The organism is Flavobacterium sp. LC2016-01, assembly GCF_009711135.1.
Taxonomy (GTDB): Bacteria; Bacteroidota; Bacteroidia; order Flavobacteriales; family Flavobacteriaceae; genus Flavobacterium.
On the sequence record NZ_WMIC01000003.1, the window covers coordinates 450,222 to 473,457 of the forward strand.

Sequence of the window (23,236 nt, forward strand, 5' to 3'; positions counted from 1 at the left end):
CATTATTACTTTTCGAAAACATAACGTTCTTAATACTAAAATAACGCTTTCATAATAACTATAACCGAATTGATTAACATTCGGGCTCTAATTTTGAGGAAATTAAAAATCAAAAACTAGAAATTAAAATTATAGTTATGAAAACAAAAACTACACTTGCTTTTTTTATCGTTTTAAGCACTTTTTTCATGCAGGCTCAACAAACTAAAGGAATTATTGGAACGACAAACTGGATGAACAATTGGACCAATTTTAAGCCTGCTGCTAACGAATATAATGAAGCAACCAATATAATTGCCGGAACAATAGACAAAGATTTAAAATTATTAAAACGTAATACATATCAATTAGTTGGTGTTGTATATGTGACCAATAATGCAACTTTAACAATCGAACCTGGAACTGTAATTCGCGGCGATGATAAAAGCTGCGGTACACTTGTAATTACCAATGGTGCTAAAATTATGGCCGAAGGTTTAGAAACTGATCCAATAATTTTTACTTCAAATAAAGAAAAAACAGAAAGAAAACCTGGCGATTGGGGAGGCATTATTATTTTAGGAAAAGCTCCAATAAATACTTTAGGCGGTTTACATACCTTACCTTTTGATCTTGAGCCACTGTTAAATCATTATGGTGGTCAAGATGCTGAAGATAATTCTGGTGCTTTAAAATATGTTCGTATCGAATATGCCGGAAGAAAATTAAGTGCCTTAAAAGAGCTTAACGGACTTTCATTAGCTGGCGTTGGAAGAAAAACAGTTTTAAGCAATATTCAAATCAGTTTTTCAAATGACGATTCTTTTGAGTGTTACGGAGGAGATTTAAACTTGAATAATTTAATTTCATACAGAACTACTGATGATGATTTCGATTTTACGCAAGGCGCACAAATCAACATCAGCAATAGTATTGCTATTCGTCATCCTTTTTCATCAGATGTTTCAGGTTCAAGATGTTTTGAAGTCGATTCGTTTGACAAAATTGGAAATACAGATATGAGCAAAAAAATGACTAAAATTAATGCTACAAACATTACTTTAGTGAATCTGGAAGAGAACAATCAAGGCCTTGTGAGAGAATCTGTTTATGTTAGAGAAGATACCTTTTTTAATTTATCAAATAGTATTATTTCAGGCTTTACCCCTTTTGCTTTGCTTGAAGGAAATATTGGAGACGGCGATGCGAATTTGGCTAAACTTACTTTCAAGAATTTAATTGTCAACAATTGCAATGGCGGTATTACCAGCGAATCTTCGTCAAGTGATCCAGCGATCCAAAATTTTTACAATAGTCAAAATTCGGGCATAGAATACACAAAAATTAAAAATGTAGATCTGTTTACAACGCCAAACATTAAAGGAAGCCCAGATTTTAGAGCTAATGTAAACAACACTCTGGCTATTGGAAATTAAGGCATTGAGCAAGTATTTGATTTTAAAATTTAACAAATTTTCAGATTTAGAAAAGTTTTTTTTGAAATTTTATGACTTCTAATTCAAATTACCTTTATATCTTTGTGATATCAAAATAAGAAAATGAAAACATTAATGAACAATACTTGGTGGTGGAAGAATTTACGTCAAACGTCGTGAACTAAGCTTCCTATGGTATTTTCAAAACTATAAATATAAAAGGCTTGTCATCACGACAAGCCTTTTTTTTTGGCCAAAACTCTAGAAGATAAATTAAAAACTAAAAAACAACATACTTTGAAACCTTTTATACTCAACACACATTACAGACAAATCCTGGCAGACACCATCACGCCGGTTAGCATTTATTTCAAAATAAGAGATAAATTCCCAAATAGTTTATTACTGGAAAGTAGTGATTATCACGGAAATGACAATAGTTTCTCTTACGTTTGCTGTAACCCGATTGCAACGATTAAAATCGAAAACGAAACGATTTCTAAAACTTTTCCTGACGGAACATCGGAACAAATTAAAATTGATGCTTCGACTAATATTCCGGAAGTAATTCAGGAATTTTCGAGCCAGTTTAAATCGGAGAAAAATGATTTTAAATTCATCAATAACGGTTTATTTGGGTATATTTCTTATGATGCCGTTCGTTATTTCGAAAAAGTTTCGATTGCAAAAAAAGACAACGCGACTTCGATTCCGGACGTTTTTTATGCCGTTTATCAAAATATTATTGCCATTAATCACTTTAAAAACGAAGCTTATATTTTCTGCCACAGCGTTGACGGAAGAAATAATATTTCGGAAATTGAACAATTATTGCAATCGAGAAATATTGCTTCATATAAATTCACTAAAGAAGGCGAAGGTTTCTCTAATTTAACTGACGAAGAATTTAAACATAATGTGGCTTTAGCCAAAAAACACTGCTTCCGCGGAGACGTTTTTCAATTGGTTTTATCGCGTCGTTTTACACAAGGTTTTAAAGGCGATGAATTCAATGTTTACCGTGCTTTAAGAAGCATTAATCCTTCTCCGTATTTATTCTTTTTTGATTATGGCGATTTCAAAATTTTTGGGTCTTCGCCCGAAGCACAAATTATCGTAAAAAACAGAAAAGCCGAAATTCACCCCATCGCCGGAACCTTCAAAAGAACCGGAAATGATGAACGCGATGCACTTTTAGCCAAAGAACTTTCTGAAGATAAAAAAGAAAATAGCGAACACGTTATGTTAGTCGATTTGGCAAGAAATGATTTAAGCCGAAATGGACACGATGTAAACGTTGAGAAATACAGAGAAGTTCAGTTTTTCTCGCATGTGATTCACTTGGTTTCTAAAGTTACCGGACATTTACATGAAAAAGCGACGACGATGCAAGTTGTTGCCGATACTTTCCCAGCCGGAACTTTAAGCGGAGCGCCAAAACACAGAGCCATGCAATTAATTGAAGATTACGAGAAAACAAATCGTAATTTCTATGGAGGCGCAATAGGTTTTATGGATTTTGAAGGAAACTTTAACCACGCGATTATGATCCGAACTTTTCTAAGTAAAAATCATCAATTGCACAGTCAGGCTGGTGCCGGAATTGTTGCAAGTTCTGATGAAGAAAGCGAAATGCAGGAAGTCTATAACAAATTAAGAGCTTTGAATACAGCGCTTGAAATGGCAGAAAAAATTTAGTTTCAAGTTGTTGGAACATGAAACCTGAAACTTGAAACCTGAAACTTGAAACCTGAAACTTGAAACCTGAAACAAAAACCACAAAAACCACAAATCATGAAAAAATCATTATCAATTTTTATTTTAATCATTACGCTGACCTCCTGCAATTCGGAGAAAAAAGAAAATCCTATTACAGGAACCTGGCGACTTATATCGGCTGAAACGACAGAAAAAGATTCGACGTTCTCGACTTTCAATCCAAAAACAAAAATGATTAAGATTATAAATGATACGCATTTTGCTTTTTTCAATCATGATTTGAATAACGGTAAAGATTCAACCAATGCCGTTTTCTTTGGCGGAGGCGGAAAATATACTTTAAAAGACAGTGTTTACACCGAAAATCTGGAATATTTCAACAACCGTCAATGGGAAAATGGAAAATTTGAGTTTGTCGTAAAAATCAAAAACGATACGCTAACTCAAAAAGGAGTAGAAAAAGTAGATAAATTAGGAATCGATCGCATTATAACAGAAAAATACGTTCGAGAAAAATAAAAATTTAGTTTCAGGTTTTCTTTGTTTCAAGTTTCAAGTTACGAAACTTAGAACCTTAGAATCTTAGCAACTTAGAACCTTAGAAAAAATGAAAAAAATATTAGTTATAGACAATTACGATAGTTTCACTTATAATTTAGTGCACTATTTAGAAGATTTAAACTGCGAAGTAACCGTTTACCGAAATGACGAATTTGACATTGACGAAATCGCCTCTTTCGAAAAAATCTTGCTTTCGCCAGGACCTGGAATTCCGGATGAAGCTGGATTATTAAAAGCGGTAATTCAGAAATACGCACCGACAAAAAGCATTTTAGGTGTTTGTTTAGGGCAACAAGCGATTGGAGAAGTTTTTGGCGGAACGCTTTCCAATCTTGACAAAGTGTATCACGGCGTTGCCACAAATGTAAAAACAGTAGTTTCAGACGAAATTTTGTTTGAAGGTTTAGGCTCTGAATTTGAAGTTGGAAGATACCATTCATGGGTTGTTGATGCTAATTTACCAGATGTTTTAGAGGCAACTTCTGTCGATGAAAACGGGCAAATTATGTCGCTAAGACACAGAACTTTTGATGTGAGAGGCGTTCAGTTTCATCCGGAAAGTGTATTGACTCCAAACGGAAAAAGGATTTTAGAGAATTGGATTAAGAGTTAGTTTACAGTCGCAGTAAAAAACTCAGAACCTTATAATCTTAGCAACTTAGCATCTTTAAAAAAATGAAAATAACTATTTCAGAAACCCGGGAAATCAATATTGAAGATATTTTGGTTTTATACCAAGCAAACGAATGGAGCTCGGCCAGTAAACCGAATGAATTGTATAACGGTTTATTAAATTCCGAAACTTTAATTACGGCCTGGGAAGGAAAAAAGTTAGTCGGACTTGGGAATGCGATTTCTGACGGATTTTTAACCGTTTATTATCCGCATTTATTGGTGCTTCCTGATTATCAAGGAAAAGGAATTGGAAAATTGATTGTAGATAAAATGCAGGAGAAATATAGTCACTTTCACATGCAGATGTTAACCGCGGACGGAAAATCGGTTGATTTTTATAAAAAAAACGGATTTGAAAGAGCAGGAAAAACAGAACCCATGTGGATTTATCAGGGAAATGAACATTAAAATTTTAGTCGTAAAGTCTAATGTCGAAAGTCATAAAGTCAATTACGAACTAACAAAATATAAATAACACAACATTAAAACAGGTACGAGAAGCAAAAGACTTTAAGACTTTTGACTTTCGACTTTAAGACTTAAAAAATGAAAACTATATTAAATAAATTAATCAATCACGAAGTGCTTTCGAAACAAGAAGCAAAAGAGGTGTTGATTAATATTTCAAGCGGACAATATAATCCGAGCCAGATTTCGGCGTTTTTGACTGTATTTATGATGCGAAGCATTACGATTGATGAACTTTCAGGATTTCGTGAAGCTTTGTTAGAATTGTGTGTTCGTGTTGATTTATCAGCCTACAACACCATCGATTTATGCGGAACTGGCGGTGACGGAAAAGACACTTTTAATATTTCGACTCTTGCTTCTTTTGTATCGGCTGGAGCCGGAATAAAAGTTGCCAAGCATGGAAATTACGGAGTTTCATCCATTTCAGGATCGAGTAACGTCATGGAAAAAATGGGAATTAAATTCAGCAACGATCCTTCGTTTTTAGAAAAATGTATTGATCAGGCCGGAATTTGTGTTTTGCATGCTCCCCTATTTCACCCGGCGATGAAAAATGTTGGACCAATTCGTAAAGAATTGGCGGTAAAAACCTTCTTCAATATGTTGGGACCAATGGTAAATCCGTCGTTTCCACAAAATCAGCTGGTTGGTGTTTTCAATCTTGAATTAGCCAGAATGTACGCTTATTTATATCAAAATACCGATACAAACTTTACAATACTTCATTCGCTTGACGGTTATGACGAAATTTCTTTAACAGGTCCAACCAAAATAATTACGTCACACATGGAAGGAATGTTGAAACCAGAGGATTTTGGTGTTAGACTTTTATCCCAAACTGAAATCGAAGGCGGAAAAACCATCGAAGAATCGGCTGAAATATTCACGAATATCATTTCTGGAAAAGGAAATGAAGCACAGAATAATGTGGTTTGCGCCAATGCTGCAATGGCAATCGCAACCGTTACAAAATGTTCTCCGCTTGAAGGATTTGAATTGGCGAAGGAAAGTTTATTGTCTGGAAAAGGGCATCAAGCACTTAAAAAATTACAAGAGTTATCTCTTTAAAAAAACTTAGTACCTCAGTACCTTAGAAACTTAGCATCTTTAAAAAATGAACATCTTAGATAAAATAATATTTGATAAACAACGAGAAGTCGTTCTCAAAAAATCCATCATTCCGGTTTCGCAATTGGAGGCTTCAATATTTTTTGGAAAACAAACTATTTCTCTTAGTCAGAAATTGAGAGAAAGCAATTCGGGAATTATTGCAGAACACAAACGTCGTTCTCCTTCAAAATCAATCATCAACAATAATTTTACGGTTGAAGAAGTCGTAAAAGGATATGAAAATGCAGGCGCTTGCGGAATTTCAGTTTTAACCGATGCCAAATATTTTGGAGGTTCTCTTGACGATTTACTTTTGGCAAGAGCAAGTGTTAATATTCCGCTTTTGCGAAAAGAATTTATAGTTGATGAATACCAAATTCTGGAAGCAAAAGCCCACGGAGCCGATTTGATTTTATTGATCGCTGCGGTTTTAACGCGTGAAGAAATTAAATCATTATCTGAATTTGCAAAGAATTTAGGTTTAGAAGTTTTGCTGGAGGTTCACAATCAGGAAGAACTCGAAAAATCAATTATGCCGAGTTTAGACATGATTGGCGTGAACAACAGAAATCTAAAAACATTCGAAGTTAGTTTAGATTTCAGCAAAGAATTAGCATCTCAAATTCCGAATGATTTTGTAAAAGTTTCCGAAAGCGGTATTTCATCAATCGAAGCCATTCAGGAACTAAAACCATACGGTTACAAAGGTTTCTTAATTGGAGAAAACTTCATGAAAACCGACAATGCTGGTAATGCAGCGACAGAATTTATTAAAAATTTGAGCGTTTAAAAATTAGCCACGAATTCACGAATTTAATTTACAATCATTCGTGAATTTGTGGCGGAAGAACTTTGCGAACTCAGCGTTTTAAAACTCAATCAAAATAAAAAAATCTTAGCGCCCTTTGCGTTAAAAAAACACAACAAAATGAAACTCAAAATATGCGGCATGAAATATCCCGAAAACATTCTCGAAGTAGGTGCACTCCTACCCGATTATATGGGATTTATTTTCTGGGAAAAGTCCGCGCGATATTTTAACGGAACGATTCCAGAATTAATCGGAACCATCAAAAAAACAGGTGTTTTTGTAGATCAGACTCAAGAAGAAATTCTGGAAAAAGTTGCAAAATATAATTTACAAGCTGTTCAGTTACATGGAAAAGAATCGGTGGAATTTATATCAGAATTAAAAAAACAATTGCCAAAGAAAATAGAAATCATAAAAGCATTTTCTGCCGATGAAAATTTTGATTTTGAAACGATAAAACCTTTTGAAGCCGTTTCTGATTTTTTCCTTTTTGATACCAAAGGAAAATTACCCGGAGGAAACGGAACCACTTTTGATTGGACCATATTAAAAAAATATAAATCTGATAAACCTTTCTTTTTAAGCGGTGGCATCGGAATTAATGAATTAAAAGCAATCGAAGAAATTTCAAAAAGCAATTTACCTATTTATGCTATTGATGTAAATAGTAAATTTGAAATCGAACCGGGGCTGAAAAACAAAAATCTATTAAGCAATTTCAAACGCAAATTTGATGTTGCCAACTTTTAAAATTGGAATAAAATGAATTTTAACGTCAACGAAAAAGGATATTACGGAGAATTTGGAGGAGCTTACATTCCGGAAATGTTATATCCAAATGTAGAAGAATTACGCCAGAATTATTTAAAAATTACCAGCGAACCTAGTTTTAAAGCCGAGTTCGATCAGTTATTAAAAGATTACGTTGGACGCCCTAGCCCGCTTTATTTTGCCAAACGTTTATCTGAAAAATACAATACCAAAGTGTATCTAAAAAGAGAAGACTTAAATCATACCGGAGCGCATAAAGTCAACAATACTATCGGGCAAATATTAGTGGCAAGACGTTTAGGCAAAAAAAGAATTATTGCTGAAACCGGAGCGGGTCAGCACGGCGTGGCAACAGCAACAGTCTGCGCCTTAATGGGCATGGAATGTATCGTTTACATGGGCGAAATCGATATTGCGCGTCAGGCGCCAAACGTGGCTCGTATGAAAATGTTAGGTGCAGAAGTTCGTCCGGCACTTTCAGGTTCACGAACTTTAAAAGACGCTACAAACGAAGCTATTCGCGACTGGATTAATAATCCGGTTGATACACATTATATTATCGGATCTGCAATTGGACCGCATCCTTATCCGGATATGGTGACGCGTTTTCAAAGTGTTATTTCCGAAGAAATAAAATGGCAGTTAAAAGAAAAAGAAGGGCGTGAAAATCCGGATTATGTAGTAGCTTGCATTGGCGGAGGAAGTAATGCAGCAGGAACTTATTATCACTTTCTGCACGAACCGGAAGTTGGTATTATTGCCGTTGAAGCTGCCGGAAAAGGTGTAGATAGCGGTCACAGCGCCGCAACAAGTAAACTGGGAAAAGTTGGTGTTATTCACGGCTGTAAAACCCTTTTGATGCAAACACCAGACGGACAAATTACAGAACCGTATTCGATTTCTGCAGGTTTGGATTATCCAGGAGTTGGACCAATGCACGCGCATTTGGCACAAACCGGACGCGGTGAATTTTTCTCTGTAACGGATGATGATGCTATGAATGCAGGTTTACAGCTGACAAAATTAGAAGGAATTATTCCGGCAATCGAAAGCGCACATGCATTTGCAGTTTTAGATCAAAAGAAATTTAAACCTACAGATGTTGTTGTAATCAGTCTTTCAGGGCGCGGTGATAAAGATTTAGACAATTATATTGACTATTTTAAATTGTAATAAAAATCGTAATTTGGGCGTTCCTATCCCGATAGCTATCGGGAGGCTTTCGGCTTTATTCCCGATAAACAAAAACTACGGCTAAAAAGCCTTATTTTTCTAAATCGAGAGATATCGCCTCTATCCCTAACGCAAACAAATAACGAGAAAAATAATAATTATGGAACAGTTATTCTCATATGGAACTTTACGTTCAAAACAAATTCAAATGCAGGTTTTCAATAAAGTATTAACAGGAACTCCAGACAAATTACTGGGCTACAAACTAAAAAGCCTGCAAATCGAAGAAGAATTTGGAATGGCAGATTATGTCGTTGCAGTGGCAAGTGAAAATCCTTCGGAAATTATACATGGAGTTGTTTTCAATGTTACTTTGGCAGATTTAGCCAAAGTAGATTTATTTGAATCTAACGCTTACAAAAGAGTTCAAGTTACATTGAAATCTGGAACTGTGGCTTGGATTTACATGGAAAATTAAAAATTACAGAAATTAAAAAATGATTTTAGCTGCAGCGCAAACAAAACCAACACGAGGAAATATTGAAGCTAATTTATTCGATCATTATAATCTTATCGAATTGGCAGTACAAAATGGGGCGCATTTAATTGCTTTTCCAGAAATGTCAATTACGGGTTACGAAAGAGCTGATGCGCAAAAATTAGCTTTCAAAAAAGACGATTCTCGTTTGGATCATTTGAAAAAATTGGCTTCTGAAAATAATATTATCATTATTGCCGGCGCGCCAATCGAAATCGAATCGGAATTGTTTATTGGTGAATTTGTAATTTCTCCAGACAATTCGGTTTCAATATATACGAAGCAGTTTTTGCATGAAGGTGAAGATGAATTTTTCCAATCTTCTTTCAACTATAATCCGATGATTACGATTGAAGATAAAAAGATTTCGTTTGCCATTTGTGCTGATATTGATAATCCGCTGCATCCGGAAAACGCCTGCAAAAGAGAAACGGATATTTATATTGCCAGTATTTTCTTTTCGCCTAATGGAATTCCGAATGCATATAGAGACTTACAAAATTATGCTGCAAAGCATAAAATGAATGTTTTGATGTCGAATTTCAGCGGAGAATCATGGGGATCGCCTTCGGCTGGGCAGAGCGCTTTTTGGAATACTAAAGGCGAGTTAATTGGACAGATGAATGACTCAGATTCCGGATTGTTATTAGTTGAAAAGCAAAATGATAATTGGACAATTAAAATTGTTACTGATTAGCATTCCTGCAAGGTTTTTAAAACCTTTTAGGTGTAAAGTAAATTCTAATAAACATAATGAAATATAGAGATGAACTAATTCAAATAATAATAAAAGATCCGTTCATTATGGAAACTCTCATTGTGGTTAAAAATTTAAACCTACATGATTGTTGGATTGGAGCTGGATTTATACGAAATAAAGTTTGGGATATTTTACATGAAATAAAAACAACAAAACTTAATGATATAGATGTAGTCTTTTTTGATGAAAACAATATTTCAGAAAATTTAGAAAAAGAAATAGAACAAAAACTAGCTGACATAAACCCGATGGTAAAATGGTCTGTTAAAAATCAGGCAAGAATGCATTTACGCAATAATCATTTAAAATATAGTCATACTGAAAATGCAATTTCATTTTGGCCTGAAACGGCAACAGCTATTGCGGTGAGGTTAAATTCAGACTATGAAATTGAAATCTTAGCCCCTCACGGGTTAAATGATTTATTTAATTTAATAGTTAAACCTACACCAAACTTTAATCTGGCTATTTTTCAGGAAAGACTAAATGAAAAACAGTGGAAAAAACAATGGATAAATTTAAACATAAAACATACAGCTTAAAAGTTGGAATAAGATGCTCCGGCAAATTCTAACAGCTTTTAAAATATCAAAATCTACAGATTCAACTCTTAAATTATACTAATCATTAAACAGACACCTACAAGGTTTAGGAAACCTTGCAGGAGAAATAAAAGATATTAAAATGAACAGAATAACTCAAAAATTACAAGAAGATAAAAAGATACTTTCGATCTATTTTTCGGCAGGATATCCAAATTTGAATGATACCGTTCAAATTATTCAGGATTTAGAAAAAAACGGAGTTGATTTAATCGAAATTGGATTGCCTTTCAGCGATCCTTTGGCTGACGGACCAACTATTCAGGCGAGTTCTACGGCGGCGCTTCATAACGGAATGACGACTCAAATTCTTTTTGATCAGCTGAAAAACATCCGCGAAAGCGTAAAAATTCCGTTGATTATTATGGGATATTTCAACCCGATGCTGCAATATGGCGTTGAAGCTTTTTGTGCAAAATGTGCCGAAATTGGCATTGACGGTTTAATTATTCCAGATCTTCCGGTTGATGTTTATGCAGATGAATACAAAGCGATTTTCGAAAAATATGGTTTAATTAATGTGTTCTTAATTACGCCTCAAACTTCAGACGAACGTATTCGTTTTATTGACAGCGTTTCAAACGGATTTATTTATATGGTAAGTTCTGCAAGTGTGACGGGTTCTCAGTCTGGTTTTGGAGATACACAGGAAACGTATTTTGAAAGAATTGGAAACATGAATTTGAAAAACCCTCAAATCGTAGGTTTCGGAATTTCGAATAAAGAAACTTTTAATCAGGCAACTAAATATGCGAAAGGCGCTATTATTGGAAGTGCTTTTATCAAGCATTTGAGTGAAAGTGGCAGTGGGAAAATTGAGGAATTTGTTGGAGAGATTCGATAATTTAATTCAAATGAAAATGGTAAAATATTTAACTATCATTATTTTATTTATCTCAATAAGTTCATGTCAAGAAATTCAAACCGAGAAACTAATTGGAAGTTGGAAAATGGAAGATGTTGTGGATACTACAGGCAAAAACATCGTGGATAAATCAACTTTCACAAAAGACAATCTATTAATTAGCGAGTTTATATCGAATGGTAAAACTATAGAAAAAGACATTTTTAACTATAGTTTAAAGAACAATATTTTGACTATAAAGTTCAAAGAACAATATTCTGATTTAAAGATTGTGAAGCTAAATGATTCTGAAATGGAATTATTAAATATTAAAGAAAACAAAATTATTAGATATGTCAAATTTTAAAATTGACAAATAGTTATAACTATTTTAAAAGAAAAGCTGAAATACTAAGTGTTTCAGCTTTTTTTTGCTCAAAATTTCCGAAACCGTTTTATGTTAATATTGTGTTAAAATAAAATTAAACAAGTGTTTAAATTAAACAAGTGTTTAATTTTGTAATCGATTAGAAACAATACCATGTCAAACATCGAACTTAACGATAAAAAAATTCAGATTCTAGAAGTTGCTGAAAAGCTGTTTTCAGAGAAAGGATTTGAAGGAACTTCTATACGGGACATTTCAAAACATGCAAAAATTAATATTGCTATGGTTTCGTATTATTTTGGTTCGAAAGAAAGACTTTTAGAGTCTTTGATCATCTACAAAACTTCTGATTTAAAACTGCAGCTCGAAAATTTATTACAGGAAAATATTGAACCTCTTGAAAAAGTCAATAAATTAATCGAAATTTACATTAACAGAATTAGTTGTAATAAAGGTATTTTCAGAGTTTTACATTTTGAACTCACCTCAAAAAAGATTGAAAAAAGCCTAATTGCCTTTTCAGAATTAAAAAAAGAAAATTTAAAATCTGTTGAAACGATCATAAAACAAGGCCAAGATAAAGGTGTTTTCAGGAAAGATATCATCATTCCGTTAATCACACCGACAATAATTGGTACTTATTTTCATTTTCACATGAATAAATTTTTCTTCGTAGAATTATTAAATCTGAATACCGAAGAAATGTATAATAATTACATCAAAACCAGTCTTACAAAGCACATTCAACAAACTATAAAAGCGCTACTTGTTTATGAAAATTAGTCAATTAATGCTCTTTGGAGTTTTCTTTATCGGAATTTCTTCAATAGAAGCACAAGAAAAAACAAGTTTAACCTTAGACGAAGCCGTTAAACTGGCTTGGGAAAAAAGTAACGAAGTTACGCTTGCCAACACTAAGGTAAACACAAAAAAATACGAATTAAAAACCGTAAAAAACAACCAATATCCAGATATTAAAGTCTCTGGTCAATATCAGCGACTTACAAAAGCTTCGATTGATATGCACAATGATGGCAGCGATGCAGCAACTTTGGGCTCTCCTGATAGAGCTATGCTTGGAATGGCAAATTTAAGTCTTCCAATTTTTGCAGGATTTAAAATTCAAAGCAGTATTGACGCTTACGACAATATGTATGAAGCTGAAAATGCAAATGCGGCAAAAACAAAAGAGGATGTTGCTTTAAAAGTAGTTACTTACTACACGGCGCTTTACAAAGCTCAAAAAACTTTAGATGTTTTAAACGAAAATCAAAAAAGCGCTAAACAGCGTGTTACTGATTTTGTAGAATTGGAAAAAAACGGAATTATTCCGAGAAATGATTTATTGAAAGCGCAGTTATTGGTTTCTAAAACGCAATTATCGATTGATGAAGCAAACAATAACATCAACAATATCAATTTCTACCTTACTACTTTATTAAAATTAGATCCTTCTGTAAAACTTCAGGTAAATGAGGATGATTTCTTTAATCTAAAAACCAGCAATGCACCAACATCTGATGCATTGGCGCTGGAAAGCAGAAAAGATTTAGAAGCTATAAGACTTCAAGGAAAAGCTTCAGAAGCTAATATTAAAATCGCAAAATCGGGTTATTATCCTTCGGTTTCACTTCTTGGAGGTTATACTGCTTTTGACCTTAAAGATATTATTACTGTAAAATATGCAATGAATTTTGGGATTGGTTTATCATATGACTTATCTGGAATTTTGAAGAATAATGTTCACGTGAAAGAGGCAGAAAGCAGGGCTTTGGAAGTAAAAAATACTGAAGCGATCATGACGGACCGTATTAAAGTTGAAGTTCAAAAATCTATTGAAGATTATGATTTGGCCATCAACCAAAGCGTGGTTTATGAAGAAGCGCTTCAGCAGGCAGCCGAAAACTACAGACTTGTAAAAGATAAATTTGATAACGGACTTTCGGACACAAATGATTTGGTTGAAGCTGATGTAGAACATTTAAATGCTAAAATCCAAACGGCTTTGTCTAAAGCAACTATTATTCAAAAATATTACGAATTACTTTCAGTCTCAGGACAATTATCACAATCATTCAATCTTTCTAAAATATAATCGATAGCTCTCATGGAAAAGAAAAAGACAAATACAAAATTCATCATCATACTAACCGTTTTGGTTTTAGTGGGAGGAACTTACGGAATATCAAAATACATACACGCTCAAGGTCACGAAGAAACGGATGATGCTCAAATCGAGAAAAAAATGAATCCGATTATTCCTAGAGTATCAGGATATATCAGCAAAGTTTATGTGAAAGATAATGATTATGTAAAAAAAGGAGATACTTTATTTACTATCGACAAAAGAGATTATCAATTAAAAATCGACGAAGCAAATGCTGCTTTATTAGGTGCTGAAGGTCAATTTGAAGCGGCTAAAGCTGATATTGGAAGTGCGTATGCAAGTATTTCTGTTTCAGATGCAAATATGAAATCGGCAAGCGGTTCTATCGAAAGTGCAAAAATCAGATTGAGACAGCTTACAAACGATTATAACCGTTACAATAACTTGTACAAAACACACACAATTACAAAACAGCAATATGAGCAAGCTTTGACTGCAAAAGAAGAAGCTGAAAATCAAGTACGTGTTTTAGAACAACAGCAAAGAGCAAGTTCATTCCAAAAATCGGTTATTGAATCTAAATCTAAAGCTTCGGATAAACAAACTGAAGTTGCAGCGGCTAACATTAAAAAAGCAAAAACAATGCTTGATGTAGCTAAATTAAATCTTACTTATACTGTTGTAACTGCAGCAATTGACGGTCAGGTTTCTAAGGTTGATATTCAGCCAGGACAATTGGTTCAGCCAGGACAGTCTTTATTTTATATTATCAATAATAATGAAGCTTGGGTTGTAGCTAACTTCAAAGAAACACAATTAAACAAAATGATTGTAGGTCAAAAAGTAAGCTTAAAAGTTGATGCGTATCCTAACTATGAATTCAAAGGAATTGTAACTTCTTTCTCTCCTGCTACAGGATCTCGTTTTTCATTATTGCCTCCTGACAATGCAACAGGAAACTTCGTGAAAACAATTCAGAGATTACCGGTAAAAATTAGTTTAGATCCTTCAAACGATCCTGAAAAAGTAAAATTATTACGCCCAGGAATGAATGTTGATGTAGACGTACATTTGAAATAATATAAATGGCAACAGCAGTACAAGCAGAAGACGATTTAGTAGAATACGGCTACAGACGTGTGATCATAACGATTACGGCAGTACTTTGTGCATTGCTGGAAATTGTAGATACAACGATTGTAAACGTAGCGCTGACAGATATGCGAGGAAGCCTTGGAGCAACCTTGACCGATGTGGCGTGGGTAATTACAGCATACGCAATTGCGAATGTTATTGTAATTCCGATGACGAGCTGGCTATCACAGCAATTTGGAAGACGTAATTATTTTGTGGCTTCTATCATAATATTTACGGTCTGCTCCTTTTTATGCGGTAACGCCAGTAATATTTGGGAACTTGTAGCCTTCCGATTCGTCCAAGGTATGGGCGGTGGAGCGCTGCTAGTAACAGCCCAAACAATTATTACGGAAAGTTACCCAGTAGCAAAACGTGGAATGGCGCAGGCTATTTACGGAATGGGTGTAATTGTAGGTCCAACTTTAGGTCCGCCTTTAGGAGGTTATTTAGTAGATAATTATTCTTGGCCTTATATTTTCTATATCAATATTCCATTAGGGATTATTGCAACGATTTTGGCTTTGACTTTTGTTAGAAGTCCGAAATACGGAGAAAAATTAAAAGCCAATCAGGTTGACTGGTGGGGAATTATTTTATTGAGTGCTTTTATTGGATCATTGCAATTCGTACTAGAACACGGACAGCAAGACGACTGGTTTAACGATTCAACAATTGTAACCTTAAGTGTTGTGACAGTATTAGGATTGGTTTTATTTATTTGGAGAGAGCTAACCTATAAATATCCAATCGTAAACTTGAGTGTTTTAAAAGACGGAAATTTAAGAATTGGAACCGTAATGTGTTTTATTCTTGGTTTTGGTTTGTACGGATCAACATTGATTATCCCAATTTATACACAGTCAATTTTAGGATGGACCGCAACTGATGCCGGATTATTATTAATTCCGGGATCGATTACAACAGCGATCATGATGCCATTTGTAGGTAATATGATTCAGAAAGGTGTTCCGCAGGGATATATGGTAGGAATTGGATTTTTAGTTTTCTTCTTCTTTACCTTCATGATGCAAACCCGTATGACACCAGATACTGGTGTAGAACATATGTATTGGCCTTTAATCTTAAGAGGAATTGGTTTAGGATTGCTTTTCGTTCCTATTACGACACTTTCACTTTCGACTTTAAAAGGAAAACATATTGGTGAAGGTGCAGCCTTTACCGGAATGATGAGACAATTAGGAGGTTCTTTTGGTATTGCCATCATTACCACTTTTATAACACGTTTTACTCAGGAACACAGAGTTAATTTGATTAATAACTTAGATCCTGCGAAATACGATGTACAACAGCGCGTTACCGGAATGCAAAGAGCTTTTATGTCTAAAGGATATAGCGCCGATGTCGCTCTTAAAAAAGCATATCAGGCAATTGAATATTCAATTTTGAAGCAAAGTACTGTAATGGCTTATATAGATATTTTTATGTATCTGGGAATTATGTTCTTATGCTGTATACCGATTATTCTCTTTATCAAAAAAGGGAAGAACAAAATTAGTGCAGCCGACGCAATGCATTAATAATAATAAGTTTATAATACGCAGAAACGCCGAATTCATCATTTAGAATTCGGCGTTTATTTTTTTAAATTTAACCGCAAAGCACGCAAAGATTTTATTTCTAGAGGCCGAGAAGAACGCAAGGTTCGCAAAGCTTTGTGTAAAACCTTTGCGAACCTTGCGTTTGTCTTAGCGCTCATTGCGGTTAAAAAACTTAGAACTTTAGAATCTTTTTTATTTCATCTCCTTCAGGGATTAAAATCCCTGCCTACAATATGTTCCGAGTCTTCGGCTCTCAAGTAAAAAACCTTTGAACCTTTGTCTCTTTGCTCCTTTGTACCTTAAAAAATCATCTTGTAAAAACCAAATGATTTCCCTTCGAAAGATTCGCATCAAATTGATATCCTTCATAATTGAAACCTTTCAGATCCTCAATAGTTTCAGCATTGGTATCAATAATATAACGCACCATCATTCCTCTCGCCTTCTTGGCAAAAAAACTGATCATTTTTAATTTTCCGTCTTTGTAATCTTTAAAATCTGGAGTAATTACTGGAACTTTTAGCGCTTTTACATCAACAGCAGAGAAATATTCGTTGCTGGCTAAATTCACAAATAATTCACCTTTCTTCAATTCTTTGTTTAAAGCTTTTGTCACAGTTGGTTTCCAAAATTCATGAAGATTTTTAGATTCTCCAACTGACATTTTTGTCCCCATTTCTAAACGATAGGCCTGCATTAAGTCAAGCGGTTTTAGAAGACCATAAAGTCCTGATAAAATTCTCAATTTATCCTGAAGAACATCTAATTTCTCCAGTGGAATTGAATAAGCATCCAAACCTGTATAAACATCGCCATCAAAAGTATAAACTGCCGGACGCGCGTTCTCAGGTGTAAACGGCGTTTTCCAATCTTGATTTCTTTTCCAGTTTAAATCGGCAAGTTTATCAGAAATCGACATTAATTCAGACAATTCGGATGGCTTTTTTTGCTTTACCACTTTGTGAACCACTCTTGCTTCTTTTAAAAAATGTGGTTCTGTATATTGAGATGTTGGTAATTCTTTTTCAAAATTTAAAGACTTCGCTGGCGATATAACTATTTTCATTTGTGCTTTTTTGTATGATTCAAAAATACAAATTGAATTTTTAAAAATATGTTATTGTAATTGATTTGTTTTATTTGGGTATAGTTTTTTTCCGCCACGAATTCACGAATTATTTTTTTACAATCTATGAGTTTATTTCGTATCAATTCGTGTAATTAAACATTCTTGATTTTTGTTTTGATAAATTTCAATTGAAAAATTGTGAATTTGCTTAAAAAAGTGGTCTGTAGATTATAATAGGCATTTTCTATGTTGTAAATTTGCATGCATTTCTTTTTCTTCAAAAAATTGAAATCGTATTTTATTCAAAAATCACTCAATTCGTGGCTATACAAACAAATTATAAAACTGCTTTACAAAACAAAATCTTCGATATCATTTCGAAAGCTTCTAAGGAACTAAATGTTGACTCTTATGTTATAGGAGGATTTGTTCGTGATTTGCTTTTAAATCGAGGTTCTAAAAAAGATATCGACGTTGTAGCAGTTGGAAGCGGTATAGAATTAGCGCTGAAAGTTTCTAATTTACTTCCAAACAAACCAAAAGTTCAAGTTTTTAAAACGTACGGAACCGCAATGCTTCGTTTTGAAGATACCGATATTGAATTTGTTGGCGCCCGAAAAGAATCTTATAATTTCGATAGCCGAAATCCAATTGTAGAAAATGGAACTTTACAGGATGACCAAAATCGTCGTGATTTTACGATTAATGCTTTGGCTATTTCTTTAAACGAAAAAAACTTCGGAGATCTTCTAGATCCTTTCGATGGTTTAACCGATTTAGAAAATAAAACAATCAAAACGCCATTAGATCCAGATATTACGTATTCTGATGATCCATTGCGAATGCTTCGTGCAATTCGTTTTGCCAATCAGCTGAATTTTGAGATTGAAGAAAATTCGCTGAATGCCATCACAAAAAATGCCGAAAGAATAAAGATCATTTCTGGTGAAAGAATTGTAGATGAATTAAACAAAATTCTTTCTACAGATAAACCTTCAACAGGGTTTCTACTTTTATATAAAACTGGACTTTTAGATTTAATCTTGCCTGAATTAACAGCTTTGAATCAGGTAGAAGAAATTGAAGGTCATACGCATAAAAATAATTTTTACCATACACTTGAAGTGGTTGATAATATTTGCCCAAATACAGATGATGTCTGGTTACGCTGGTCGGCTTTACTGCATGACATTGGGAAAGCACCCACAAAACGTTTCAATAAAAAACAAGGCTGGACTTTTCATGGGCACGAGTTTTTAGGCGGAAAAATGGCAAAAAAAATCTTCGAACGTTTGCACATGCCATTGAACCATAAAATGAAATTTGTGCAAAAAATGGTTATCATGAGTTCACGCCCGATTGTTTTGGCTGAAGACATTGTAACCGACAGCGCTGTTCGCCGTTTGGTTTTTGATGCAGGCGAAGATGTAGAAAGTTTAATGACTTTGTGCGAAGCTGATATCACAACTAAAAATCCGGCAAAATTCAAGAAATACCACAAAAACTTCGAAGTTGTCCGCAAAAAAATCGTTGAAGTTGAAGAACGTGATCATGTTCGTAATTTCCAGCCGCCAATTTCGGGTGAAGAAATTATGGAAATGTTCGACTTAAAACCGTCACGCGAAATTGGAGTTTTAAAAGAAGCGGTAAAAGAAGCTATTTTAGAAGGCGATATTCCAAATGAATACCAAGCTGCCTATGATTTTGTGATTAAAAGAGCGGCAAAGTTAAATCTAACGCTTAAGAAATAATGGATTTTTTAGGTGGCCTTTTTATAGTTTTATTTTTGGCAACTATTTTGTATCCAAACTTTGTTTTTTTCAAAGGATTGAAGGAGACTAAAAAAAATCATTATAAACACAAATTATTTTACTTTTTAATATCTATCGTTATTTCTTGTTCAATAGTTTTTGTTATTGCAGCAATGATGGTATACTGGAATTTATTTAAAGTACTAAATTTAGGCCCTTATCTTAATGGCTACTTATCCCGAATTATCTTTGAAACTATAATATTCTGTCCTAGCATTTTAGTAAATATATACATCGCGAAATTCTATTTGAAAAGAATTTCAAAAACAAAAAAAGAAAAAGAAATCGAATTAATTGGAATAGAATGAAAAAAGAGAATAAATCAGTAATCATTTGGTTGCTATCAGGTTGTGTTTTATTATTTTTAATGGTTGTCGTGGGCGGCATTACACGTTTGACCAATTCAGGCTTATCAATGACAGACTGGCATTTGGTAACCGATACCTTTCCGCCATTAACAGATGCGAAATGGCAAGCCGCTTTTGACGAATACAAGAAGTTTCCTGAATATCAAAAAATCAATATTCACAACGATTTTCAGTTAGCAGATTATAAATTTATTTATTTCTGGGAATGGTTTCACCGTTTCATTGGCCGTATCATCGGACTTGTATTTTTTGTTCCGTTCGTTTACTTTTTGATCAAAAAGAAATTAGATACCGATACAATTAAAAAATGCGTCGTTCTTTTAGGAATGGGGGCTTTTCAAGGTTTTCTTGGCTGGTTTATGGTTCGCTCAGGTTTAATTGACAATCCAGATGTTAGCCACTTCAGACTTTCTTTACACTTGACTTTTGCTTTTATCACTTTTGCCTACACGCTTTGGGTGGCACTTGATTTGATTTATCCGGAAAGAAATATCAATAAAATAATTCCGCTTCGCACTATCGCACGTTATGCTTTAGCTGCTTTGCTGATTCAGATTATCTATGGTGGCTTTGTTGCTGGCTTAAACGCCGGATTAATTCACAATCACTGGCCTTTAATGAGCGACGGAGAATTTATTCACGAATCGGTTTTTATTGAGCAATCGACTTTGCTAAAAAACTTAACTGAAGGAAAAAGCGGTGTTCAATTTGTTCACAGAACTTTTGCTTATGTAGTTGTTGCGATTATTCTTTTTCTTTTCTTCAAAAGCAAAAAATATACGCTTACTACAACGCAGTCAAACGGAATAAAAACGTTAGTTGCTTTTGTTTTCATTCAGTTTTTGCTTGGCGTTTTCACTTTGCTATACAGCGTTCCATTGGCTTTAGGATTAATTCACCAGATTATGGCATTTTTCCTTTTGAGCGCAATGACGTATACTTTACACCGATTAAGTAAATAAAAAATAATGATAAAAAAAATATTTTCGTTTTTGTTTCTGATCTTCATAATTGGATGTCAAAATAAGAAAGAATCACAAGTAAAGAATTCTTTACCAGTCAAAACAGATTTGTCTTTGAATTCGGAAAATGAAGATAAAACAAATGCGCTGATTTTAAAAAAATATCAAAAAGAGGGAATCCTTTTAAACGGACAAATCAAATTTTATGATGACAAATTAAATCAAACAGGGAGTCTTGAAATTGATATAATTACAAAAGTTCAGATTTTAGAAAAAAGTACAGAACAATATAATATTGAAAAAAGTACTGACTACTGCTTCAAATCAAACTTTATAAAAATTAAATATAAAGACAATGATTATTTAGTATTTGGGCAAGATATTTATGAGATAAATCAAAACGATAAACATGATGTATTCTTTAATGATAATCTAACAATTTTAACCATCAGAAATTTCGAAATGGGAGCTTCCGATGAAGAAGGTTTGACTGATTGTGATGATTATGATTATTTATTGGTGTTCAATAAACAAACTAATCAATACAGTACAATTGGAATTCCTGAAAATCAGAAAGAAGTCAGAAATCAAAAATTTGCAAGTCTAACACATGATGATGGGTCTTCGGAAGAAATTTACAGTTGTAAAACTATAAATGATACTTTAATTTTAGGTATTAAAATAAGTTATCAGGATGGTTACGGGTCGTGTTTTCTTAAAACAAGCATTAAAGAAAAATTCATCAAATCGATTATTACAAATAAAAATCAATTTGATGATGATGATATTTTTAAGAATCTTAAATAATTCTTATCCCAACCAAGCTTTAAAATCTTGGACTTTTTCGCGGCTTACAATTACCTCATCTTCTTTATAGGTTGGCAAAATAACTTTAAGTCGGGAATTCGTGTAAACCTGAATTTCTTTTATTGCCTGAAGCGGTACAATAAATTTTCTGCTTACGCGGAAGAAATTCTTCATATCTAATTCCTGTTCCAGAATTTCTAAAGTCGAATCGATTAAATAATTTCGGTTATCAAAAGTATGAATGTATGTTCCTTTGTTTTCGCTAAAAAAACATTCGATTTCATCAGTCGTAATTACTTTTAAATGCTGACCGATTTTAACCGTAAATCTCTTTTTGTAATTTTTCTCAAAAGGATTTGACAGCATCTGACGAATTTGTTCAAAATCCAATTGCAGATTAGAAGTTTCAGAAACCGCTTTTGGAAGTCTCATCTTGAATTTTTCTACAGCTACTTCAAGATCATCTTCATCAATTGGTTTTAAAAGATAATCTATACTGTTCAATTTAAATGCTTTTAGTGCATATTCATCGTAAGCAGTTGTAAAGATGATGGCGCTTTTTATATCTATTTTTTCAAAAATTTCAAACGATAAACCATCCGATAACTGAATATCCAAAAAAATCAGATCTGGATGTTCGTTGTTTGCAAACCAATCTACTGATTCTTCTACAGAATGCAACATAGTTTTAACTGCAATATCAAGTTTTTCAAGCTTTCTCTGCAACAATCTTGCTGCCGGTTTTTCGTCTTCTATGATTAGTGTGGTCATTTATTTGGCTAAAAAATTGAAAATTCAATTCAAAATTACTCCCATTTATTGGTATTTTGGTTCTCTTTTTCCATAAATTTCTGGATTTTCTTTTGTTCCCAATCTTTGGTAAAAAAGATATCTGGTCCAAATACCGAAAATGCATGAATTAATAATGCTATTCCCCAATAAAAAGCGGTAGAATAAGTGTGCCAGTCTGATAAACCATTGTAAATTATATCTTTTCCAAAGACATCGCGGTTCAAATTTGTTATTATAATTATCGCATTTACAATAATATAAATTCTCAAATGCGAGTAAAAACCTTTTATTCTTTTTACTTTTCTGTATGCAATATTGAAGTTTTCATCTGTGCTGAACTCTTCGTCGTAATCTTCAAAAATATTTCTTCTAAAACGTCTCATTTTAAATCTCTTTTAAAGTTATTGCCATTTATGGGTACTGTGAGCTTCTTTGTCCATGTAGCTCTGAATTTTTCTCTGTTCCCAGTTTGATCCAAAAAATAACTCGGGTCCAAAAACTGCTAAGGCATGAACCAGCAAGGCAATTCCCCAAAATATTGCAGTTGAATAAGTTTCCCAGTCAAATAATTCGTTTTCATTAAACCTAATCCCCAGAAAATCTCTATTTGTATTAGAAATAATAAGGATTACGTTCACCACTATATATACTTTTAAATGCGAGTAAAAATCTTTTACTTTTTTTACTTTTTTATACGCAATTTCAAAGCTTTCATCATCTTTAAATTCCTTTCTGTACTCTTCGTACATGCGTCTTCTAGAACATCCCATTTTAAATCCTTTTTAA

Annotated in this window: 25 protein-coding genes; 21 read left to right on the plus strand and 4 right to left on the minus strand. The window is 33.6% G+C overall.

All coding sequences use genetic code 11. The annotated features are described in order from the left end of the window. Positions 1–137: 137 nt before the first annotated feature. The 18 genes from GKZ88_RS08985 (at position 138) to GKZ88_RS09070 (ending at position 16,620) form a co-directional block, all read left to right on the plus strand. Entirely contained in the window at positions 138–1,415 is a 1,278-nt protein-coding gene (locus GKZ88_RS08985; protein ID WP_155102034.1) for a hypothetical protein, read from the plus strand. A gap of 297 nt (positions 1,416–1,712) precedes the next feature. Next, positions 1,713–3,113, plus strand: coding sequence for an anthranilate synthase component I family protein (locus GKZ88_RS08990; RefSeq protein WP_155102035.1), 1,401 nt, complete (start codon positions 1,713–1,715; stop codon positions 3,111–3,113). A 96-nt stretch (positions 3,114–3,209) separates the two neighbouring features. Further along, a complete protein-coding gene (locus GKZ88_RS08995; RefSeq protein WP_155102036.1) occupies positions 3,210–3,653 on the plus strand; it encodes a hypothetical protein in 444 nt (147 codons plus the stop codon). Between the two features lie 88 nt (positions 3,654–3,741). After that, positions 3,742–4,308: an aminodeoxychorismate/anthranilate synthase component II gene (locus GKZ88_RS09000; protein ID WP_155102037.1), complete on the plus strand. Its 567-nt coding sequence runs from the start codon at positions 3,742–3,744 to the stop codon at positions 4,306–4,308. A 62-nt stretch (positions 4,309–4,370) separates the two neighbouring features. Further along, the gene (locus tag GKZ88_RS09005) at positions 4,371–4,778 is read left to right on the plus strand and encodes a GNAT family N-acetyltransferase (protein WP_155102038.1); all 408 of its coding nucleotides are present in this window, start codon (positions 4,371–4,373) and stop codon (positions 4,776–4,778) included. Between the two features lie 138 nt (positions 4,779–4,916). Further along, on the plus strand, positions 4,917–5,909 hold the full coding sequence (gene trpD / locus GKZ88_RS09010) for an anthranilate phosphoribosyltransferase (protein WP_155102039.1): 993 nt from the start codon (positions 4,917–4,919) through the stop codon (positions 5,907–5,909). A gap of 46 nt (positions 5,910–5,955) precedes the next feature. Continuing rightward, positions 5,956–6,741, plus strand: a complete 786-nt coding sequence (gene trpC, locus GKZ88_RS09015; RefSeq protein WP_155102040.1) for an indole-3-glycerol phosphate synthase TrpC — start codon at positions 5,956–5,958, stop codon at positions 6,739–6,741. A 138-nt stretch (positions 6,742–6,879) separates the two neighbouring features. Further along, complete coding sequence (locus GKZ88_RS09020; protein WP_155102041.1) at positions 6,880–7,512, plus strand: phosphoribosylanthranilate isomerase; 633 nt, start codon at positions 6,880–6,882, stop codon at positions 7,510–7,512. Positions 7,513–7,524: 12 nt separating this feature from the next. Beyond that, positions 7,525–8,706 carry a tryptophan synthase subunit beta gene (trpB, locus tag GKZ88_RS09025; protein ID WP_155102042.1) on the plus strand — a complete coding sequence of 394 codons (1,182 nt, stop codon included), beginning with the start codon at positions 7,525–7,527 and terminating at the stop codon, positions 8,704–8,706. 160 nt (positions 8,707–8,866) lie between these two features. Beyond that, on the plus strand, positions 8,867–9,184 hold the full coding sequence (locus tag GKZ88_RS09030) for a gamma-glutamylcyclotransferase family protein (RefSeq protein ID WP_155102043.1): 318 nt from the start codon (positions 8,867–8,869) through the stop codon (positions 9,182–9,184). 19 nt (positions 9,185–9,203) lie between these two features. Continuing rightward, positions 9,204–9,941: a carbon-nitrogen hydrolase family protein gene (locus GKZ88_RS09035; protein WP_155102044.1), complete on the plus strand. Its 738-nt coding sequence runs from the start codon at positions 9,204–9,206 to the stop codon at positions 9,939–9,941. A 107-nt stretch (positions 9,942–10,048) separates the two neighbouring features. After that, positions 10,049–10,546, plus strand: coding sequence for a nucleotidyltransferase family protein (locus GKZ88_RS09040; RefSeq protein ID WP_230392489.1), 498 nt, complete (start codon positions 10,049–10,051; stop codon positions 10,544–10,546). 142 nt (positions 10,547–10,688) lie between these two features. After that, positions 10,689–11,450, plus strand: a complete 762-nt coding sequence (gene trpA / locus GKZ88_RS09045) for a tryptophan synthase subunit alpha (protein WP_155102046.1) — start codon at positions 10,689–10,691, stop codon at positions 11,448–11,450. A 16-nt stretch (positions 11,451–11,466) separates the two neighbouring features. Further along, positions 11,467–11,817, plus strand: coding sequence for a lipocalin family protein (locus tag GKZ88_RS09050; RefSeq protein ID WP_196216464.1), 351 nt, complete (start codon positions 11,467–11,469; stop codon positions 11,815–11,817). A gap of 174 nt (positions 11,818–11,991) precedes the next feature. Next, positions 11,992–12,621, plus strand: coding sequence for a TetR family transcriptional regulator (locus GKZ88_RS09055; protein WP_155102048.1), 630 nt, complete (start codon positions 11,992–11,994; stop codon positions 12,619–12,621). Continuing rightward, positions 12,611–13,933, plus strand: coding sequence for a TolC family protein (locus tag GKZ88_RS09060; RefSeq protein ID WP_155102049.1), 1,323 nt, complete (start codon positions 12,611–12,613; stop codon positions 13,931–13,933). The genes GKZ88_RS09055 and GKZ88_RS09060 overlap by 11 nt, the downstream gene beginning before the upstream one ends. 12 nt (positions 13,934–13,945) lie before the next feature. Then, a complete protein-coding gene (locus GKZ88_RS09065; RefSeq protein WP_155102050.1) occupies positions 13,946–15,025 on the plus strand; it encodes an HlyD family secretion protein in 1,080 nt (359 codons plus the stop codon). A gap of 5 nt (positions 15,026–15,030) precedes the next feature. Beyond that, positions 15,031–16,620 (plus strand): MDR family MFS transporter, encoded by a 1,590-nt coding sequence (locus tag GKZ88_RS09070; protein ID WP_155102051.1) that lies wholly within the window; start codon positions 15,031–15,033, stop codon positions 16,618–16,620. A 328-nt stretch (positions 16,621–16,948) separates the two neighbouring features. Here GKZ88_RS09070 and yaaA read toward each other — a convergent pair whose 3' ends face one another. Further along, the gene (gene yaaA / locus GKZ88_RS09075) at positions 16,949–17,707 is read right to left on the minus strand and encodes a peroxide stress protein YaaA (RefSeq protein WP_155102052.1); all 759 of its coding nucleotides are present in this window, start codon (positions 17,705–17,707) and stop codon (positions 16,949–16,951) included. Positions 17,708–18,030: 323 nt separating this feature from the next. On the opposite strand from yaaA, the gene GKZ88_RS09080 reads away from it, so the two are divergent. The 3 genes from GKZ88_RS09080 (at position 18,031) to GKZ88_RS09090 (ending at position 21,658) form a co-directional block, all read left to right on the plus strand. Next, positions 18,031–19,461 (plus strand): HD domain-containing protein, encoded by a 1,431-nt coding sequence (locus GKZ88_RS09080; protein ID WP_347343863.1) that lies wholly within the window; start codon positions 18,031–18,033, stop codon positions 19,459–19,461. Between the two features lie 364 nt (positions 19,462–19,825). Then, the gene (locus tag GKZ88_RS09085; RefSeq protein ID WP_155102054.1) at positions 19,826–20,851 is read left to right on the plus strand and encodes a COX15/CtaA family protein; all 1,026 of its coding nucleotides are present in this window, start codon (positions 19,826–19,828) and stop codon (positions 20,849–20,851) included. Positions 20,852–20,857: 6 nt separating this feature from the next. Further along, positions 20,858–21,658, plus strand: coding sequence for a hypothetical protein (locus GKZ88_RS09090; protein WP_155102055.1), 801 nt, complete (start codon positions 20,858–20,860; stop codon positions 21,656–21,658). A gap of 3 nt (positions 21,659–21,661) precedes the next feature. On the opposite strand, the gene GKZ88_RS09095 is transcribed toward GKZ88_RS09090, so the two are convergent. From GKZ88_RS09095 to GKZ88_RS09105, 3 genes are read right to left on the minus strand one after another with little or no spacing between them, the layout of a single operon-like run. After that, entirely contained in the window at positions 21,662–22,429 is a 768-nt protein-coding gene (locus GKZ88_RS09095; RefSeq protein ID WP_155102056.1) for a LytTR family DNA-binding domain-containing protein, read from the minus strand. A gap of 35 nt (positions 22,430–22,464) precedes the next feature. Further along, positions 22,465–22,833: a 2TM domain-containing protein gene (locus GKZ88_RS09100; RefSeq protein WP_155102057.1), complete on the minus strand. Its 369-nt coding sequence runs from the start codon at positions 22,831–22,833 to the stop codon at positions 22,465–22,467. An 18-nt stretch (positions 22,834–22,851) separates the two neighbouring features. After that, a complete protein-coding gene (locus tag GKZ88_RS09105) occupies positions 22,852–23,220 on the minus strand; it encodes a 2TM domain-containing protein (protein ID WP_155102058.1) in 369 nt (122 codons plus the stop codon). Positions 23,221–23,236 lie beyond the last annotated feature (16 nt).

Bases quoted from the DNA above. Each gene is read 5' to 3' on its own strand.
- GKZ88_RS08995 (WP_155102036.1), top strand. From the start codon at position 3,210: ATGAAAAAATCATTATCAATTTTTATTTTAATCATTACGCTGACCTCC.
- GKZ88_RS09060 (WP_155102049.1), top strand. From the start codon at position 12,611: ATGAAAATTAGTCAATTAATGCTCTTTGGAGTTTTCTTTATCGGAATT.
- GKZ88_RS09105 (WP_155102058.1), bottom strand. From the start codon at position 23,220: ATGGGATGTTCTAGAAGACGCATGTACGAAGAGTACAGAAAGGAATTT.
- GKZ88_RS09100 (WP_155102057.1), bottom strand. From the start codon at position 22,833: ATGAGACGTTTTAGAAGAAATATTTTTGAAGATTACGACGAAGAGTTC.
- yaaA (WP_155102052.1), bottom strand. From the start codon at position 17,707: ATGAAAATAGTTATATCGCCAGCGAAGTCTTTAAATTTTGAAAAAGAA.
- GKZ88_RS09020 (WP_155102041.1), top strand. From the start codon at position 6,880: ATGAAACTCAAAATATGCGGCATGAAATATCCCGAAAACATTCTCGAA.
- trpA (WP_155102046.1), top strand. From the start codon at position 10,689: ATGAACAGAATAACTCAAAAATTACAAGAAGATAAAAAGATACTTTCG.
- GKZ88_RS09005 (WP_155102038.1), top strand. From the start codon at position 4,371: ATGAAAATAACTATTTCAGAAACCCGGGAAATCAATATTGAAGATATT.
- trpB (WP_155102042.1), top strand. From the start codon at position 7,525: ATGAATTTTAACGTCAACGAAAAAGGATATTACGGAGAATTTGGAGGA.
- GKZ88_RS09030 (WP_155102043.1), top strand. From the start codon at position 8,867: ATGGAACAGTTATTCTCATATGGAACTTTACGTTCAAAACAAATTCAA.
- GKZ88_RS09085 (WP_155102054.1), top strand. From the start codon at position 19,826: ATGAAAAAAGAGAATAAATCAGTAATCATTTGGTTGCTATCAGGTTGT.
- GKZ88_RS09035 (WP_155102044.1), top strand. From the start codon at position 9,204: ATGATTTTAGCTGCAGCGCAAACAAAACCAACACGAGGAAATATTGAA.
- GKZ88_RS09040 (WP_230392489.1), top strand. From the start codon at position 10,049: ATGGAAACTCTCATTGTGGTTAAAAATTTAAACCTACATGATTGTTGG.
- trpC (WP_155102040.1), top strand. From the start codon at position 5,956: ATGAACATCTTAGATAAAATAATATTTGATAAACAACGAGAAGTCGTT.
- GKZ88_RS09055 (WP_155102048.1), top strand. From the start codon at position 11,992: ATGTCAAACATCGAACTTAACGATAAAAAAATTCAGATTCTAGAAGTT.
- GKZ88_RS09090 (WP_155102055.1), top strand. From the start codon at position 20,858: ATGATAAAAAAAATATTTTCGTTTTTGTTTCTGATCTTCATAATTGGA.
- GKZ88_RS08985 (WP_155102034.1), top strand. From the start codon at position 138: ATGAAAACAAAAACTACACTTGCTTTTTTTATCGTTTTAAGCACTTTT.
- GKZ88_RS09000 (WP_155102037.1), top strand. From the start codon at position 3,742: ATGAAAAAAATATTAGTTATAGACAATTACGATAGTTTCACTTATAAT.
- GKZ88_RS09070 (WP_155102051.1), top strand. From the start codon at position 15,031: ATGGCAACAGCAGTACAAGCAGAAGACGATTTAGTAGAATACGGCTAC.
- GKZ88_RS09065 (WP_155102050.1), top strand. From the start codon at position 13,946: ATGGAAAAGAAAAAGACAAATACAAAATTCATCATCATACTAACCGTT.
- GKZ88_RS09050 (WP_196216464.1), top strand. From the start codon at position 11,467: ATGGTAAAATATTTAACTATCATTATTTTATTTATCTCAATAAGTTCA.
- trpD (WP_155102039.1), top strand. From the start codon at position 4,917: ATGAAAACTATATTAAATAAATTAATCAATCACGAAGTGCTTTCGAAA.
- GKZ88_RS09095 (WP_155102056.1), bottom strand. From the start codon at position 22,429: ATGACCACACTAATCATAGAAGACGAAAAACCGGCAGCAAGATTGTTG.